The organism is Nonomuraea longicatena, from assembly GCF_039525605.1.
GTDB classification, from domain to species: Bacteria; Actinomycetota; Actinomycetes; order Streptosporangiales; family Streptosporangiaceae; genus Nonomuraea; species Nonomuraea longicatena.
On record NZ_BAAAHQ010000015.1, the window covers coordinates 117,576 to 133,811 of the forward strand.

15 protein-coding genes are annotated in these 16,236 nt (G+C 72.7%); 7 read left to right on the forward strand and 8 right to left on the reverse strand.

Going from position 1 to position 16,236, the window contains the following annotated elements; genetic code table 11:
* Positions 1-69 precede the first annotated feature (69 nt).
* From ABD120_RS16080 to ABD120_RS16100, 5 genes are all read left to right on the forward strand, one after another.
* Positions 70-432 carry a phosphomannose isomerase type II C-terminal cupin domain gene (locus ABD120_RS16080; RefSeq protein WP_343950687.1) on the forward strand — a complete coding sequence of 121 codons (363 nt, stop codon included), beginning with the start codon at positions 70-72 and terminating at the stop codon, positions 430-432.
* Positions 433-807: 375 nt separating this feature from the next.
* The gene (locus tag ABD120_RS16085) at positions 808-3,471 is read left to right on the forward strand and encodes a GcvT family protein (protein ID WP_343950688.1); all 2,664 of its coding nucleotides are present in this window, start codon (positions 808-810) and stop codon (positions 3,469-3,471) included.
* On the forward strand, positions 3,468-4,673 hold the full coding sequence (locus ABD120_RS16090) for a sarcosine oxidase subunit beta family protein (RefSeq protein ID WP_343950689.1): 1,206 nt from the start codon (positions 3,468-3,470) through the stop codon (positions 4,671-4,673). Before ABD120_RS16085 ends, ABD120_RS16090 begins: the two co-directional genes overlap by 4 nt.
* A complete protein-coding gene (locus ABD120_RS16095) occupies positions 4,673-4,912 on the forward strand; it encodes a sarcosine oxidase subunit delta (RefSeq protein ID WP_343950690.1) in 240 nt (79 codons plus the stop codon). Before ABD120_RS16090 ends, ABD120_RS16095 begins: the two co-directional genes overlap by 1 nt.
* Positions 4,909-8,022, forward strand: a complete 3,114-nt coding sequence (locus ABD120_RS16100; RefSeq protein ID WP_343950691.1) for a 2Fe-2S iron-sulfur cluster-binding protein — start codon at positions 4,909-4,911, stop codon at positions 8,020-8,022. Before ABD120_RS16095 ends, ABD120_RS16100 begins: the two co-directional genes overlap by 4 nt.
* On the opposite strand, the gene ABD120_RS16105 is transcribed toward ABD120_RS16100, so the two are convergent.
* Both ABD120_RS16105 and ABD120_RS16110 read right to left on the reverse strand, forming a co-directional pair.
* Positions 7,985-9,043 (reverse strand): CU044_5270 family protein, encoded by a 1,059-nt coding sequence (locus ABD120_RS16105; RefSeq protein WP_343950692.1) that lies wholly within the window; start codon positions 9,041-9,043, stop codon positions 7,985-7,987. The genes ABD120_RS16100 and ABD120_RS16105 overlap by 38 nt on opposite strands.
* A complete protein-coding gene (locus ABD120_RS16110; protein ID WP_343950693.1) occupies positions 9,040-9,630 on the reverse strand; it encodes an RNA polymerase sigma factor in 591 nt (196 codons plus the stop codon). The genes ABD120_RS16105 and ABD120_RS16110 overlap by 4 nt, the downstream gene beginning before the upstream one ends.
* A gap of 171 nt (positions 9,631-9,801) precedes the next feature.
* On the opposite strand from ABD120_RS16110, the gene ABD120_RS16115 reads away from it, so the two are divergent.
* Complete coding sequence (locus tag ABD120_RS16115) at positions 9,802-10,455, forward strand: HNH endonuclease family protein (RefSeq protein WP_343950694.1); 654 nt, start codon at positions 9,802-9,804, stop codon at positions 10,453-10,455.
* A gap of 3 nt (positions 10,456-10,458) precedes the next feature.
* Here ABD120_RS16115 and ABD120_RS16120 read toward each other — a convergent pair whose 3' ends face one another.
* The 3 genes from ABD120_RS16120 to ABD120_RS16130 all read right to left on the reverse strand — a co-directional run bounded on the left by ABD120_RS16120 (position 10,459) and on the right by ABD120_RS16130 (position 12,821).
* Complete coding sequence (locus tag ABD120_RS16120) at positions 10,459-10,803, reverse strand: PepSY domain-containing protein (protein WP_343950695.1); 345 nt, start codon at positions 10,801-10,803, stop codon at positions 10,459-10,461.
* A 75-nt stretch (positions 10,804-10,878) separates the two neighbouring features.
* The gene (locus ABD120_RS16125) at positions 10,879-12,144 is read right to left on the reverse strand and encodes a sensor histidine kinase (RefSeq protein ID WP_343950696.1); all 1,266 of its coding nucleotides are present in this window, start codon (positions 12,142-12,144) and stop codon (positions 10,879-10,881) included.
* Positions 12,141-12,821: a response regulator transcription factor gene (locus ABD120_RS16130; RefSeq protein WP_343950697.1), complete on the reverse strand. Its 681-nt coding sequence runs from the start codon at positions 12,819-12,821 to the stop codon at positions 12,141-12,143. Before ABD120_RS16130 ends, ABD120_RS16125 begins: the two co-directional genes overlap by 4 nt.
* Before the next feature lie 50 nt (positions 12,822-12,871).
* On the opposite strand from ABD120_RS16130, the gene ABD120_RS16135 reads away from it, so the two are divergent.
* A complete protein-coding gene (locus ABD120_RS16135) occupies positions 12,872-13,330 on the forward strand; it encodes a hypothetical protein (protein WP_343950698.1) in 459 nt (152 codons plus the stop codon).
* On the opposite strand, the gene ABD120_RS16140 is transcribed toward ABD120_RS16135, so the two are convergent.
* The 3 genes from ABD120_RS16140 to ABD120_RS16150 are packed head-to-tail and all read right to left on the reverse strand — an operon-like array spanning position 13,314 to position 16,221.
* Positions 13,314-15,206: a hypothetical protein gene (locus tag ABD120_RS16140; RefSeq protein WP_343950699.1), complete on the reverse strand. Its 1,893-nt coding sequence runs from the start codon at positions 15,204-15,206 to the stop codon at positions 13,314-13,316. The two genes, ABD120_RS16135 and ABD120_RS16140, sit on opposite strands and share 17 nt — an antisense overlap.
* 60 nt (positions 15,207-15,266) lie before the next feature.
* Positions 15,267-15,479, reverse strand: coding sequence for a DUF2277 domain-containing protein (locus ABD120_RS16145; protein ID WP_343950700.1), 213 nt, complete (start codon positions 15,477-15,479; stop codon positions 15,267-15,269).
* Positions 15,480-15,483: 4 nt separating this feature from the next.
* Positions 15,484-16,221 carry an IclR family transcriptional regulator gene (locus tag ABD120_RS16150; protein WP_343950701.1) on the reverse strand — a complete coding sequence of 246 codons (738 nt, stop codon included), beginning with the start codon at positions 16,219-16,221 and terminating at the stop codon, positions 15,484-15,486.
* Between the last annotated feature and the right edge of the window lie 15 nt (positions 16,222-16,236).

Consider the following 16,236-nt stretch of genomic DNA (forward strand, 5'->3'; position numbering starts at 1 on the left):
TCGCCGGGATGGTGCCCGAAAAGGGGACCGGGTGGTAGCTTGCACACATTTCCAGGTTTGGAGGGGCTGATGGGCGACATCGACAAGCTCGGCGCGATCATCCGTGACGAGCGGCCGTGGGGGGGCTTCGAGCAGTTCACCCACAACGAGGTGTCCACCGTGAAGATCATCGACGTGGCGGCGGGTCAGCAGCTGAGCCTGCAGCGCCACCGGTTCCGTGACGAGCTGTGGGTGGCGCTGGACCCGGGGTGCGTGTTCGAGATCGACGGCGAGCGGAGCGAGCCCGAGGTGGGCGATCGGGTGCTGATCCGCGCGGGTCAGACGCATCGGCTGGGGTCGTCGGGGCCCGCCACGCGCATCCTGGAGATCGCCTTCGGCCACTTCGACGAAGCCGACATCGAGCGCCTGGAAGACGATTACGGCCGCTCGTAGCGGATCACTTCTCATCTTCGTCACGGCACCGCCCGCTTGGCGCCCCCCGCCGTAACCCGTGACCGGCCGCCAAGGCCGGCACTCCTCTGACGGCTTCTCGCCGTGACGCCGCCTTCTTGCGTGCCTCCCGCCTTTCTGCCAACCCCCCGCAGGTGACGTGGCGCGTCAGCCTGCCACGTTCGTTCACCCTCGGGCATGGCGGCGTTCTTCGAGCCGTCGGCTGCGTCGAGCCCTCGATGCGCCTTCGCCCGGAGCCGTCTCTCCCGTCGGATGTTCTCGTCTCCGCTCGCAGGCTCTTGTCGGTCGGAGGGTTGAGATCTATGTTCGTTGCGTAGTCCGGTGCTTGTTGCGTAATGAGGAACAACCGGAGGGCGGATGGCGGGCCGGCCGAAGTTAGTGATCATTGGAGCCGGGATCGTCGGCTGCGCTCTGGCGGATGAGCTCACCGCGCGCGGGTGGACCGACGTGACCGTGGTCGAGCAAGGGCCGCTGTTCGCCACCGGCGGGTCCAGTTCCCACGCTCCGGGGCTGGTCTTCCAGACCAACCCGTCGAAGACGATGACCGAGTTCGCCGCCTACACCGTGGCCAAGTACGACGGGCTCGGCTCCTTCCGGAAGGTCGGCGGGCTGGAGGTGGCGACCACCCCCGAGCGCTGGGCCGACCTGCATCGCAAGGCCGGGTGGGCCGAGTCGTGGGGGGTCGGAGGACGGCTGGTCGAGGCGCGTGAGTGCGCCGAGCTGTGGCCGCTGCTCGACCGGCGGCGGGTGCTGGGCGGGTTCCACGTGCCGTCCGACGGGCTGGCCGACGCGGTGCGCAGCGGCGAGGCGCAGGCGCGGCGAGCGATGGGGCGCGGGGCACGGTTCCTGTCCGGGCACACCGTCGTGGGGATCGAGCAGCGCGGCGGCCGGGTCACCGGGGTCGCCGTCGAGGTCACGCGGCCCGGCCACCCCGGATCCGCCCCGGAGGACCGTTCCGCGCAAGGCACGCGTGGTGCCGATGGTCGGGATGCGTACGCAGCCGACGGGCAGGGTGCACGCGGGGTTGAGCGGGGTGCCCCCGCAGACGGGCCGGACGTTCACGGCGACCGGGAGCACCGACGCGGTGCTTCCACGGACACTCGGGGCGGAGGGCGCGCGGATGGCCCTGATGCGTACAGACGGGAGTACGAGACGCCCTCGGCTCGAAGCCGGGAGTACCGGGAGTACCGGGAGTACAAGGTGCTGGCCGCCGATGTGGTGGTGTGTGCGGCGGGGTTCTGGGGGCCGGGGATCGGGGCCATGGCCGGGGTGACCGTACCGCTGCTGCCGCTCGCTCACCAGTACGCGAAGTCGGGGCCGATACCCGGCAGGCGCGGCGAGGACTGGCCGATCCTACGGCACCAGGACCGGGACCTGTACTTCCGGGCGCATGGCGACCGGATCGGCGTCGGGTCGTACGCGCACCGGCCGATGCCCGTACGGCAGGACGAGATCGCCGGGAAGGCGACCACGATGCCCTCGGTGCAGGAGTTCACCGAGGAGGACTTCGAGCCCGCCTGGCGGGAGGCCGTCGAGTTGATGCCCGCGCTCAAGGAGCGGTCGTTCCACGACGGGATCAACGGCGTGTTCTCCTTCACCCCCGACGGGTTCCCGCTGATCGGCGAGGCGCCGGGGCTGGACGGGTTCTGGATGGCGGAGGCGGTGTGGGTGACGCACTCGGCGGGGGTGGCCAGGGCGCTGGCGGAGGTCCTGGTCGAGGGGGCCGCCGGTGTGGACCTGCACGAGTGCGAGCTGAACCGGTTCGAGCAGGCCCAGCTCGCCCCGGCGTTCGTGCGGGAGCGGGGTAGCCGCAACTTCGTCGAGGTGTACGACATCGTCCACCCGCTCCAGCCGATGCAGGCGCCCCGCCCGCTGCGCACCAGCCCGTTCTACGCCCGCCAGCAGGAGCTCGGGGCGTACTTCCTCGAAGGGGCGGGCTGGGAGCGCCCGCACTGGTTCGCGGCGAACGAGCCGCTGCTGGCGGAGGTGGGAGGCAGCACTGGGGCGGCCGAGCGGGACGCGTGGGCGGCGCGCCACTGGTCGCCGATCGCGGCGGCGGAGGCGCACGCCACCCGCGAGCGCGTCGCTCTGTACGACATGACGCCGCTGAAGCGGATCGAGGTGAGCGGGCCGGGGGCCGCCGCGTTCCTGCAGCGGATGACGACCAACAACGTGGACAGGAAACCGGGGTCGGTGACGTACACGCTGCTGCTGGACGTCGGCGGCGGCGTGCGCTCGGACCTCACGGTCGCCCGGCTCGCGGAGGACCGCTTCCAGGTCGGGGCCAACGGCAACGCCGACCTCGACTGGCTGAGCAGGCACGCGCCCGGCGGCGTCCAGGTGCGGGACATCACCTCGGGCACCTGCTGCATCGGTGTGTGGGGCCCGGGGGCGCGCGAACTGCTGCAGCCGCTCACCGACCTCGACCTCGCGCATCCGGCCTTCCCGTACTTCACCTGCGGCAGCGGGTACGTGGGGCACGTGCCGGTCACCGCGATGCGGCTGTCGTACGTCGGGGAACTCGGCTGGGAGCTGTACACGAGCGCCGACCTCGGCCTGAAGCTGTGGGACACCCTCTGGGCGACGGGCCTGCCGGTGGCCGCGGGGCGGGCGGCGTTCAACAGCCTGCGCCTGGAGAAGGGCTACCGGCTGTGGGGCGTGGACGTGACGCCGGAGCACAGCCCGTACGAGGCGGGGCTCGGTTTCGCGGTCAGGAAGGACAAGGACTTCGTCGGGCGCGACGCGCTGACCGAGCAGGTGCGGCGCAGGCTGGTCCCGCTGCTGCCGGAGGAGGTGGTGATGGGCAAGGAGCCGGTACGGCACGCGGGCCGTACCAGGGGCTATGTCACCAGCGCCGCCTTCGGCCACACGATCGGGCGGCCCATCGCCTACGCCTGGTTGCCCGCCGAGCTGTGCGAGCCGGGCACCCAGCTGGAGATCGCCTATTTCGGGCGCCTCGTGCCCGCGCAGGTCGCCGCCGAGCCGCTGTTCGACCCAGGGATGGAGAAGATCCGCCGTTGAGCCCGCACCCCGACTTCCTGTGGCGAGACCCGGAGCCGCGTCGATCCTACGAGGTGGTGATCGTGGGCGGCGGCGGGCACGGCCTGGCCACCGCCTACTACCTGGCCAGGAACCACGGCGTCCGCGACGTGGCGGTGCTGGAGAAGGGCTGGCTGGCGGGTGGCAACATGGCGCGCAACACGACGATCATCCGGTCCAACTACCTGTGGGACGAGAGCGCCGCGATCTACGAGCACTCGCTGAAGCTGTGGGAGGGGCTGAGCGAGGAACTGGACTACGACCTGCAGTTCAGCCAGCGCGGGGTGCTCAATCTCGCGCACTCCCTGAGCGACGTGCGCGAGGGCAGGCGGCGGGTCAACGCCAACCTGCTGAACGGCGTGGACGCCGAATGGCTGGATCCGGCGGAGGTCGCCGCGTTCTGCCCGATCCTGAACGTCTCGGGCAGCGCCCGCTACCCGGTGCTCGGCGCGACGCTGCAGCGCAGGGCCGGGATCGCCAAGCACGACCACGTGGCCTGGGCGCTGGCCCGCAAGGCGGACGCGTACGGCGTGGACCTGATCCAGAACACCGAGGTCACCGGCTTCCAGATCACGAAAAATCGGGTTACGGGTGTTGAAACCACGCGAGGGACCATCGCGGCCGGAACCGTGGCACTCGCCGCGGCGGGCCACACCTCCGTCCTGGCCGCCAAGGCGGGCCTGCGGCTGCCGCTGCGCTCCCACCCTCTCCAGGCCATGGTCTCCGAACTGCTCGAACCCGTCCTCGACTGCGTCGTCATGTCCAACGCCGTGCACGTGTACGTCAGCCAGGCCCACAAGGGCGAACTCGTCATGGGCGCGGGCATCGACGCCTACACCTCCTACGGCCGGCGCGGCTCCTTCCACGTGATCGAGGCGCAGATGGCGGCCGCGCTGGAGCTCTTCCCGATCTTCAGTCGGGTCCGGCTGCTGCGCACCTGGGCGGGCATCGTGGACGTCTCGCCGGACGCCTCCCCGATCATCGGCCCGACCTCGGTCGAGGGCCTGTACGTCAACGCCGGGTGGGGCACCGGCGGCTTCAAGGCGACGACCGGCTCCGGCTGGGCGTACGCGGACACGATCGCGAACGGGCGCCCGCACGCGCTGGCGGCGCCGTTCGGGCTGGAGCGGTTCACCACGGGCGCGCTCATCGACGAGCACGGGGCGGCGGCGGTGGCGCACTGATGCTGCTCATCACCTGCCCGCACTGCGGACCCCGCGACGAGACCGAGTTCCGCTACGGCGACCAGGCCGGGGTCGCCTACACCCCCGACGCCGACGACGCGGCGTGGGCCGCCTACCTGTTCGTGCGCGACAACCCGAAGGGCTGGTTCCACGAACGGTGGTTCCACGCGCACGGCTGCCGCACCTGGTTCAGCGTCCACCGGCACACCGTCACCCATGAGATGAGGCAGCAGCCGTGAGGTTCACCTTCGACGGCAGCAGCCACGTGGGGATGCCGGGCGACACCCTGGCCGCCGCCCTGCTCCGCAACGGGGTGCGGGTGGTCGGCCGCAGCGTCGAGCTGGGCCGTCCGCGCGGTGTCTTCGCAGCCGGGCCGGAGGAGCCGAACGCGCTGGTCCGCGTCGGCGCCGACCCGATGGTGGCGGCCACGACCGTGGAGTTGCACGAAGGGCTCGCGGCGTGGAGCCTGCGCGGCAAGGGGCGGCTGGACCCCGGCGCGGTGGACGAGCGCCGCTGCGACAAGGGCTACCTGCACTGCGACGTCCTGGTGGTCGGCGGCGGCCCGGCCGGGCTGGCGGCCGCGCTGGCGGCGGGCGCGGCCGGCGCGCGGGTGGTCCTGATGGACGAGCAGCCGCGCCTCGGCGGCGACCTGCTGTCCAGCAGGGTACGGCTGGACGGCGCCCCCGCGCTCGGCTGGGTGGCCGCCGCCGAAGCCCGCCTCCAGGCGTTCGCCGAGGTCAGGATCCTGCACCGGACGACCGCGCTCGGCCTCTACGACCACGGCTACGTGATCGCCGTCGAACGCCGGGGTCGGGACGAGCGGCTGTGGCACGTCCGAGCCCGCCGCGTCGTCCTCGCCACCGGTGCCCACGAGCGCTCGGTCGCCTTCCCCGGCAACGACCGGCCCGGCGTCATGCTGGCGTCGGCGGCGCGGACCTACGTCAACCGGTACGGCGTGCGCCCCGGCACCCGCGCGGTCGTCTTCGCCTGCGCGGACTCCGGCTACGAGGCGGCCCGCGACCTGGCGGCGGCCGGGGTGGAGATCGCCGAGATCGCCGACACGCGCGTCGGCGTCGTCGTCACCGGCACCACGGCCGACGCGGACGGCCTCCTCGACGGGGTGCTCATCGGAGAGCGTCGGGTGGCGGCCGACCTGCTGGCGGTCGCGGGCGGCTGGAACCCGGTCGTCCACCTGTTCGGCCAGGCCCAGGGCAGGTTGCGCTTCGACGACACCCTCCAGGCGTTCGTCCCCGGCACGTGTGTGCAGGCGGTGCGGGCGGCGGGCGCGTGCGCGGGCCGGTACGGCACGGCGGAGGCCATCGCGGACGGTCACCGCGCGGGCAGCGGCGGAACGCCCGTTCCCGACGGCGACGGGCACCACGTGCCCGACAGCGACGAGCCGTCCGTGCGGCGGCCGCCTGCCGCGTTGTGGGTGTGCGGCGACGACCCGGGCACCTCCTTCGCCGACCTGAACCGCGACGTGACCGTCGCCGACCTGGCCAGGGCGACGGGCGCCGGGATGCGGGCGGTCGAGCACGTCAAGCGGTACACCACGGCGGGCACCGGCGCCGACCAGGGCAAGACCTCGGGAGTGAGCGTGGCGGGAGTGGTGTCCGTGCTGCTCGGCGTCGAGGCGGGGGAGGTGGGCACGACGACGTTCCGCCCGCCGTACACGCCGGTGTCCTTCGCGACCCTCGCCGGACGCGACAGGGGAGCGCTGTCCGACCCGGTGCGGACGACGGCGATGCACGACTCCCACGTCGGCGCGGGCGCGGTCTTCGAGGACGTCGGCCAGTGGAAGCGCCCCCGCTACTTCCCGCTCGCCGGAGAGGACCTGGCGGCGGCGGTGTCCAGGGAGTGCCGGGCCGCCCGTACCGCAGTGGCCGCGATGGACGTCTCCACCCTCGGCAAGATCGACATCAGGGGCGCGGACGCGGGCCGGTTCCTGGACCGGATCTACACCAACGTCCACTCGACGCTGCCCGTCGGCGCCTGCCGCTACGGCGTGATGTGCCACGCGGACGGCATGGTGTTCGACGACGGGACCAGCGTCCGGCTCGGCGAACACCACTACCTGGTGACGACCACGACGGGCAACGCCGCCGCCGTCCTGGACCGGCTGGAGGAATGGCACCAGACGGAGTGGCCGGACCTCGACGTGCGCCTCACCTCGGTCACCGACCACTGGGCGAGCGTCGCGGTGGCCGGGCCGAAGGCGCGCGCGGTCGTGGCGGCCCTCGCCCCCGGGGCCGGGGATCTGGCGTTCATGCGGTGCGTGAGCACGCCGGTGATGGGCGTCGAGGGGCGGGTGTTCAGGATCAGCTTCTCGGGTGAGCTGGCCTACGAGGTCAACGTGCCGTGGTGGTATGGCCGGTCGTTGTGGGAGGCGGTGCTGGCGCTCGGGGCGGTGCCGTACGGGACCGAGACCATGCACGTGCTGCGCGCGGAGAAGGGCTTCGCGATCGTCGGGCAGGAGACGGACGGTACCGTCACCCCGCAGGACCTCGGCCTGTCGTGGCTGGTCTCCCGGCGCAAGCCGGACTTCGTGGGCAGGCGCTCGCACAGCCGCCCCGACACCGCGCGCGCGGACCGTAAGCGGCTGGTCGGGCTGCTGCCGGAGGAGTTCGTGGAGGAGGGCGCGCAACTGGTGGCGCCGGGGGAGCGGCGGATGCTCGGCCACGTCACCTCCAGCTACGTCCGGGAACGGCCGTTCGCGCTGGCGATGGTCCGTGAGGCCGCCGTCGGCGACCGGCTGGTGGCCGTGTCCGGCGGGCGGACCGTACCGGTGGAGGTGGTGGAGCCGGTCTTCTACGATCCGGGCGACACCCGCCGCGACGGAGACCCGGGCGACCACCGCGACGGCGGCCTCGACCTGGGCGTCCTTTCCTCGGGCGCCGGGCGGGCGCGGGCCGAGAGCCCGGCCGCGCGTTACGGCGACCGCTTCGCGGCCGCGAGTTCCCCCCTGGTACGGCTGCGCGAGGTGCCCTTCGTCCGCATGTGGGAGGTACGCGGCCGGGACCCGGGCTATGGCCTGTGCCTGGGTCCCGGCTGGTGGCTGGTGTTCGACGAGCCCGCCTCGGGTGTGGAGGTGTCCGGCCAGCGGACGGTCCTGGAGCTGTCCGGCCCCGGCGCCGTCGAGGTGCTGCTCACCGGCTGTCCCCTCGACCTGCATCCGTCGGTGTTCACCGGCCACGCGCAGACCCTGCTGGGCCAGGCCGGGGTGATCCTGCGGCGGACCGCCCCCGACGTCTTCCAGATCCTGGTGCGCTCGTCGTTCACCGGTTACCTGGCGGAGTGGCTGCTGGAGGCGGTCAGCCCTGGTTCTTCGAACAGTCGTAGTCCTCGGTGACGGGGGCGTCCGGCGCCGAGTCCGCCACCGACACCGTGAGCTGGGCAGTCGAGGTCACCAGCGAGCCGACCGGCGCCTTGGCCGCCTTCTCGTCGACGACGATGCCGCGCTCACCGAGCAGCGTGTAGGTCTCGGTGTCGAAGACGAGCTCCTGCCGGACCCCGTGCATCGGGACACCGACGGCGATCCCCTTGCGTCCGGCCGCGTCCTCGGCGTCCTGGACGACCTGGATGCCGGGCAGCGTGCTGAGCGCGGTGAACAGCGCCGAGCGCTGCGCCGACGGCATGTGGGACTCGCGCAGCCACTCGCTGGCGCCCATCCACACCTCCTGGGTCCGGTCGGCCTTGTCCCCTCCGGGGAAGAGCCGGAACAGGTGCTCGCGCATGGCCCCGGGGTCGGTGGGCAGCTTCTTCAGGGTCGCGTAGTCGTCGCGCAGCCGTTCGGGCAACTTCTCGCACTGGACGAGCGGGACGGTCTCCGTCCTGCCCGCCTCGTCGCGGGCGATCTGCGGGATCGGCCAGCCCGGATACTGGGCGGGCTCCAGCATCTCGGACTGGAGCACCCCGGCCCGCCGGTCGGCGTCCGTGCTGCCGTCCGCGCTGACCCAGATCTTGCGCTTGCTGCGGTACAGGTAGCGCTCCTCCTTGTCCTCGGTGAACGCGTGAGCGGGGTACATGGTCTGCGACTCGGTGACGATGAACTGGTCGTCGCGCGGGTCGATCTCCTCGGCGGGCGCGCCCGCCGCCCGCTGCAGCACCTGGGCCGCCGACATCAGGTTGACCTGCGGCATCGCGACAGACGGCGGTCCGGCCTGCGGCGGGGCATCGGCGGGCAGGAACCGGGTGGCGGTGAAGGCCACGGCGAGCGACAGCGCCCCGGCGACGGCGAGGGTGTGCGAGCGCCGCCACGCGAACCGGCTCCCGCCCGCCCTGACCAGCCGATCCCTGGCCATGGCCTTGGTGCCGGGATCGTAGTCGGGGACGTCCGGGCGGGCCTGCTTGATCTGGTCGAACTCGTTCATCGGCGGCCTTCCATCGCGGCACGGATCTTGGCTCGGGTGCGGGACAGACGTGAGCGCACGGTCCCGACCGGGACACCGAGCGCCTCAGCGGCCTGCTCGTAGGACAGTTCGGCCCACGTGACCAGGAACAGCAGCTCACGCTCGGCCGTGCGGAGCGACGCGAGCGCCGCAGCCAGGCGCGGGCCGAGGCGCTGCGCGTCCATCCGGTCGACGCTGCGCTGCTCGAAGGCGTCCGTGTCCGGCTCGGCGGCGCGGGCGAGGGCCTTGAGCTTCCTGACCTCGGTACGGCGGTGCTTGGCGATCAGGTTCGCGGCGATGCCGTACAGCCAGGGGCGGGCGTCGGGCCGGGTGAGGTCGTAGCGCCTGCGCTTGCGGAAGGCCACCAGAAAGGTCTCCGCGGTCACGTCGTCGGCGAGGTCCTGCCGGTCCGCGCCGAGTCGCCGGGCGGCATACCTGTGGATCTCGTCGGAGTGGCGGTCGAAGACACGGGCGAAGCGATCGGGGTCGGCCACCGACGCGGAGATGTCCGCGGCGTCGGCCCCGAGTTCCTGCCCGGCCGGGACTCTGCCGGACAGGGCCGCGCTCACCACAGTGGGGGTCTGTGCATCGAGGGTGTGTTCCTTCCGTAGGGCGCGTTCGCGCCCTTCACCCCTTCTCCCCCGCGCCCGCTGTTCGGTTCCCACTTTTCTTCGCGCCTGTATCTGTGTCTTTAGAATGTTTTGAGGATGTCTTGGGAATGCCCTGGTGAGGAGGTTACGGTGCGCGGAGCCATGGTGGGGTTGCTGGCGGTGGCCGTCCTCACGGGATGCGGCGGCGTCCAGGCCGAGAAAGAGGGGCCGGCGGAGGGCCGGATCGAGGCCGGGCAGACGCGTGACCGGCTCGCGGGCCTGGCGGTAAAGGGGCGGGCGCCGAAGACCGGCTTCGACCGTGACGCGTTCGGCCCCGCCTGGGCCGACGTCGACCGCAACGGCTGCGACACCCGCAACGACATCCTCAAGCGCGACCTGCGCGAGGAGACCTTCCGGCCGGGCACGCGCGACTGCGTCGTCCTCACCGGGGTCCTCGACGACCCTTACGGCGGCGAGCGCATCGAGTTCGAACGCGGAAACGAGACCAGCGTGGCCGTTCAGATCGACCATGTGATCCCGTTGTCGGACGCCTGGCAGAAGGGCGCCCAGAAGTGGAGCGCCGCCAAGCGCAAGGAGTTCGCCAACGACCCGCTGAACCTGCTGGCCGTCGACGGGCCGCTCAACGGCCAGAAGAGCGACTCCGACGCCGCCACCTGGCTGCCGCCGCGCAAGTCCTACCGCTGTGCCTACATCGCACGGCAGGTCGAGGTGAAGGCCAAGTACGCGCTCTGGGTCACCGCCGCGGAGAAGGCGGCGATGGAGCGCGTACTCGGCTCCTGCTGAGGACTAGTCGTTGTCGTCCTTGTCGTTCCTGTCGTCGTTCTTCTCGTTCTCGTCGTCTTTGTCGATCTTGCTGTGCAGGACCTTGCCGGTGGCGGCGTCGAGCTCGACCTCGTGCTCGACGTTGCCCTTGACGAGCTCGACCGACCAGTGCGGGCTCTTGTCGTCGTCGTAGTCGACGCTGCTCACCCAGGCGCCGGAGACCTCGGCCTGGGCCAGCTCTACGGCCTTCTCCACGGTGATCTTGGGGGCGGGGCCGGAGTCCACGGCCGCGAAGGCCGCGGCGCCGCCGCCGACCAGGAGAGCGGTCGCACCGGCACCGACGAGGAGGAACTTCTTCGTGATCTGCATGACCCCAGGAAACCCCGGCGGAGGGTAACGCCGCGCTGTGGCAACCCTAAGGCGCGGTTAACGCCTCCAGCCGCGTCATCCGGCCCCGGTGCCACGCCCGAGAACCAGCTCCACGGCCGACCCGGCGACCCGCATCCCGCCGCCGGACGCCTGCGCCGTCCGGCGGGCGATGTCCAGGCCCAGCCCGGTCGAGCCGCCGCCGCTGCTGCCGCGCTCGCCGAACTCGGCGGGGAAGCCCGGACCGTCGTCCGAGACGGTCAGCACCGCGCCGGTCGCCGTGGCGGCCAGCCGTACGGCGAAGGCCAGCCCCTCGGCCGTGTGCGCGAACACGTTGCCGAGCAGCGCGTCCACGCACGCCGCCAGGTCGCCCTCGCTCACCGCCACCTCCGCCGGCCCGTCGGGCAGCTCGATCGTGAACGCGCGCTCCTGGTCCTCCGCCAGCACCGACCAGAACAGCACCCGGCCGCGCACCACCGACGTCGCGTCGCACGAGGGCCGACGGGCGGGCGTCACCGCCTCGGCCGCGTCGCGGTCGGCGCGGCGGCGGGTCTCCTCGATCACCGCGCTCACCGCCCGCTCCAACGCGTCGGCACGGGCGCCGATCCGGGCCGCCTCCTCCGGGTCGCGCAGCGACTCCGCGTCCGCGCCCAGCCCCATCAGCGGGGTGCGCAGCCGGTGCGAGAGGTCGGCGACCGACTCGCGCTCGGCCTCCAGCAGGTCGCCGATGCGCCCGGCCAGATGGTTCAGCGCCCGGCCCACCGACTCCACCTCGGGCGGGCCGCCCGGCTCCGCCCGCGCGCTCAGATCCCCTCCCGCGAGCCGGTGCGACAGCCTGGCCAGCTCGCCCACCGGCCGGGTCACCCGCAGCGCCAGCCGGTCGGCCAGCACGATCCCCAGCACCACCAGCGCCAGCGCGAGCAGCCCCAGCGCCAGCCACGCCTCCCGTACGCCGCCGGCCAGCTCCGCGTCGCCGACGAACACCCTGATCACCACCGGGCCCTCGGCCGTGCGCACCGAGACCAGCACCTCGCGCCCGCCCTGCGCCTGCGCGGTCACGCTGCGGCCGGTCTTGGCCAGGCGCACCGCGTCGGACACCGGCGCCGGCTCGCCCAGCACCCGGCCGTCCGGCAGGAAGACCGTGGCGGGCACGGGCATGCGCTCGACGGCCAGCGGCAGGTCGGGGGTGCCGACCGCGACCACGACCGACTCGGCCGCGCTGGTCGCCCGGCTGAGGGCGCCGTTCTCGGCCACCGTACGGATCAGCAGGGCCATCGGCACCAGCAGCGCGACCAGCACCGCCCCGGTGACCGCCGCCGCCAGCATGGCCAGCCAGCGCCTCACGAGGGGGCGACCAGCTTGACCCCGACGCCGCGCACCGTGTGCAGGTAGCGCGGGCTGGAGGCGGTCTCGCCGAGTTTCCTGCGCAGCCACGACAGGTGCACGTCCACGGTCTTGTCGGCGCCGCCGTAGGGGACCTGCCAGACCTCCGTGAGCAGTTCGCGCTTGCTGACCACCTCGCCCGCGCGGGCGGCCAGATAGTGGAGCACGTCGAACTCCCGCGGCGTCAGGTCCAGCGCGGCCCCGTCGAGGGTCGCCACCCGCGCCCGGTGGTCGAGGCTGAGCGCGCCGACCGTGACCGCCTCCTCTGCCCGCTCGTCGCCCGTCCGGCGCAGGACCGCCTTGATCCGGGCGTTGAGCTGGGCCGCGCTGAACGGCTTGACCACGTAGTCGTCGGCGCCCGCGTCCAGCACGGGCACCATCTCGTGGTCGCCGTCGCGGGCCGTCGCCACGATCACCGGGACCCGGCTGACCGAGCGCAGCATGCGCAGCAGTTCGCGGCCGTCGAGGTCGGGCAGGCCGAGGTCGAGCACGACGAGGTCCGGCCGGTCCTGTACGGCCAGCCGGAGCCCGTCGAGAGCGGTGGGGGAGGAGGAGACGGCGTGACCCAGCTCGCGTAGTCCCCGGGTGAGGGCGGTGCGGATCGTGACGTCGTCCTCGATCAGGAGGATTGCAGCCATATATCTCCACGTTAACCTGGCGTTAGGAGTGATTGGGGGAGTCTGGGCCTGTGAAACGACTGGTCATCGCCTGGCTCGTGGTCGCGCTCGCCGCCACGGGCGCCGCCGTCGCCGTGCTCGGGTTGCTCGGCGGTTCCATCACCGGCGGAAACGGACATGTCATGACGCAGGCCGAGGCGAGGGCGCAGCTGGCGACCGTACCGGCCGGGGGCGGCCCGGCGCGCGCGCAGACGGTCACGCCCACCGTGCGCCCCGGCGGCACCGGGGCGCCCGCCGTGCAGTCGGTCATTCGCACGGCGGGCGGCACCGTGATCGCCTCGTGCAGCGGCGGGCAGGTCAGCCTGCGCAACTGGAGCCCCTACCAGGGCTTCTCCGCCGACGACCAGGCGCCGGGCCCCGCCGACCGGCTCACCGTCGAGTTCGATCGTGATGACGGAGCGGACAACGGGGAGGACGTCGAGGTCGTCGTCGGCTGCTCCGCCGGGCAGCCGGTCACGCTGGCGGGCTGAGTTCCGCCTTCGTCCGCTCGGCCTCCTGCCTGATGCGGCCCATCACCGCCGGGCTCAGGTCCTGCGCGGCGAACCTCGCCACCATCGCGTCCATCACCGCGTGCGCCCGGCCGAACTCGCCCTGCCTGGCCTCCGCCCTGGCCAGACGGCGCATCACCAGATTGAGGGTGATGTTGTCGATCCGCCCGCCCTCCCGCACCACCGCGCCGAGCCTGCGGACACCCAGTTCGGCGTCCGCCGCCCGGACCCGCAGCCGCCCGCCCGACAGGTCCTTGAAGCCGCGTTCGGCGTTCAGGCCGGTGACCAGCCGGGCGTACACGGCCAGTGGGTGGGCGCCGTGGCGCTCGATCACCTCCTCCAGGGCGTCGTTGCCCGCCCGCAGCCGGGGCGAGTCGGAGCCCAGCAGCGACAGCAGCGTGCCCTGCTCCTCGCCCAGCAGCAGTTCGGCCACCCGCCGGTCGTCGGCGGAGACCGGCTCCGCCACCCGGATCACGCACGGCGGGGAGACCACGCGCGAGCCGTCGGCCGCCGCGTACTGCGCGGTGATCCGGTACTCGCCGGGGCGCTGGAAGTAGTGCCCGTCGCGGCCGTGCCCGATGTAGGCGCTGTCATAGCGTGCCGGGCCGAGCGTCACCGACGGCGCGTCGTCCACGCAGTGGCGCAGCATCGGCCGGTACAGCACCGAGTCCCCGTCCGGCCCGCGCACGCACACCTGGGTGAACTCCGTGTCCGGGTGCAGGTGCCCGTGTGTGGTGGCCGGGCCGTCGGCCGACCACAGCTTCAGCTCGACCACCACCGGCTCGCCGAAGGCGAACGACTCCTTGGCCCGCACCGAAAGACGCAGCCCGCCGGCCTCCTCGTCCTGCTGCTCGAAGGGGTCGATGTCGGCCGCGCCGGTGCCGAAGGCGTTCGCGCCCATCGCCACGTCGCGGAAGAATCCGTGCCGCAGGTGCACCAGTTCGGCGTCGGTGAACTGGAACGGGAAGGCCGCCCAGTAGCCCGGCTCGCCGCCCGGCCGGTAGTTCTGGACGTAGTTCATCCACGACAGGTCGCCGAACCCGCCGCTGGGGCCGAGCGGCTGCGGCGGCCTGGCCAGGTTCTTCTGCCAGGAGTGCATCAGGTTGAAGGCGTGGCCGAGTTCGTGCACGTACGTGCGCAACTGGGCGCGCTGCGCCTGCGGGGAGGTGCCCTTGACGGCGTCGTGGAAGACCGCCGCGCCCTGCCGCTGGTAGGCGTCCGCGTAGTCGAACATGATGCCCCGGTAGCCGCCCACGTGCCTGCTGGCCACCAGCAGCCAGACGCGCCAGGCGGCGGCGTCGCCGTACTGGCTGAACTGGGTGGTCATCGCGTGGTGCAGTTCGGCGTCGTCCCAGGCCAGGTCGGCGCCGGCGGCGCCGACCGGTACCACGCCCGGCTGGGCCAGGCGCAGTTCGATGCCCGCCTCCGCGTACGCGGCGGGCACGCTCAGGTGCCGCGCGGGCGAACCGGTCGGGCCGGGCAGCGAGCCGGTGTCGTAGGAGACGAACGGCACCGCGCCGACGACCGAGTCCTGTTCGAGCAGCACGCTGCGGAAGAACCGCGAGGTGAAGGTCAGCGCGTACTCACGGCCGGCCACCGCCGCGCTCGCCCCGTCCGGGCCGATCACGACGCGTACCGCCGGGTCGGTGACCTGGTGGGTGAAGACGCCGGTGCCGGACACCGTCGTGCGCCCGCCCTCCGAACGGACGGCGGGCGCGGCGACGACGAACGAGCCGGTGTAGGAGGTGCCGGAGAACAGATCGCCGCTCACCCGCCCCGTGGGACGGATCCCGTCGACGTCCACGCGCAGCTCCAGCCGCTCGTCGCCGTCCTGACCCTGGTACAACCCGCTGATCATGGGGGACTCCCTGTGCGATGGGGGTTACACCTGGGACGTTCCGCCTGATCAGAGGGGCTGTCAACGGCTTCCGCGAACCTGGAGCGAGGCCAGCAGCTCCTCGGAGGCCTTGGTGATCACCTCCACGGCGCGGTCGAAGGCCTCCGCGTTGTGGGCGGCCGGTGCCCGAAATCCCGAGATCTTCCTGACGTACTGCAGCGCCGCCGCGCGGACGTCGTCCTCTGTGACGCTCTCCGTGTAGGGCGGGCGCAAGGTCTTGATGCTTCTGCACATACCGTCAACGGTAATAGCCGATGCGCTGGCTTATCCGGTCGGCGCCCTCGACGAGCCGGGCGCCGACCTCGGGCAGCCGCTCCGGGGTGAGCCGGTACGACGGCCCCGACACGCTGACCGCCGCCACCACCGCGCCGTCGGCCCCGCGCACCGGCGCGGCCACCGCGTTCAGCCCGATCTCCAGTTCCTCCACGGTGCTCGCCCAGCCTCGCTCCCTGATCCGGTCGAGGCCCAGCTCCTCGACCGTGGTGACGGTGGCGGGGGTGTAGCGCTCCAGCCGGGGCGGCGGATCCAGCGCGCCGAAGGCCAGCAGCACCTTGCCGCTGGAGGTGGCGTGCGACGGGGTGCGCTGGCCGACCCAGTTGTGGCCGCTGATCGCCGACGGGCCGCGCACCTGGGTGATGTTGACCGCGTGCCCGTCGAGCGGGACCGCCACGTTGACGGTCTCGCCGACCTCCTCGGCCAGCCGCCCGCACACCTCGCGGCTCTCCTTGGCCAGGTCGAGCTGGGCGGTGGCGGCCCCGGCCAGCCGTACGACGCCGAACCCGAGCCGGTAGCGGCCGCGCTCGCCGTCCTGCTCCACGAGCCCGCCCTGCTCCAGGGCGGCGAGCAGGCGGGAGGCCGTCGACTTGTGCACGTCGAGTTCGGCGGCCAGATCGGTCACCCGGGTGGCGCCCCTGCGCGCGAGGATCTCCAGGATCGCGATGGCGCGATCGACGGACTGCACCGGGCTGTTGCTCACAGCGCGACAGCGTAG

What these genes read in the sequence shown, in the direction of transcription:
- ABD120_RS16080 (WP_343950687.1), top strand. Translation starts at nt 70, where the DNA reads ATGGGCGACATCGACAAGCTCGGCGCGATCATCCGTGACGAGCGGCCG.
- ABD120_RS16085 (WP_343950688.1), top strand. Translation starts at nt 808, where the DNA reads ATGGCGGGCCGGCCGAAGTTAGTGATCATTGGAGCCGGGATCGTCGGC.
- ABD120_RS16095 (WP_343950690.1), top strand. Translation starts at nt 4,673, where the DNA reads ATGCTGCTCATCACCTGCCCGCACTGCGGACCCCGCGACGAGACCGAG.
- ABD120_RS16105 (WP_343950692.1), bottom strand. Translation starts at nt 9,043, where the DNA reads ATGAACGAGTTCGACCAGATCAAGCAGGCCCGCCCGGACGTCCCCGAC.
- ABD120_RS16120 (WP_343950695.1), bottom strand. Translation starts at nt 10,803, where the DNA reads ATGCAGATCACGAAGAAGTTCCTCCTCGTCGGTGCCGGTGCGACCGCT.
- ABD120_RS16130 (WP_343950697.1), bottom strand. Translation starts at nt 12,821, where the DNA reads ATGGCTGCAATCCTCCTGATCGAGGACGACGTCACGATCCGCACCGCC.
- ABD120_RS16140 (WP_343950699.1), bottom strand. Translation starts at nt 15,206, where the DNA reads ATGATCAGCGGGTTGTACCAGGGTCAGGACGGCGACGAGCGGCTGGAG.
- ABD120_RS16145 (WP_343950700.1), bottom strand. Translation starts at nt 15,479, where the DNA reads ATGTGCAGAAGCATCAAGACCTTGCGCCCGCCCTACACGGAGAGCGTC.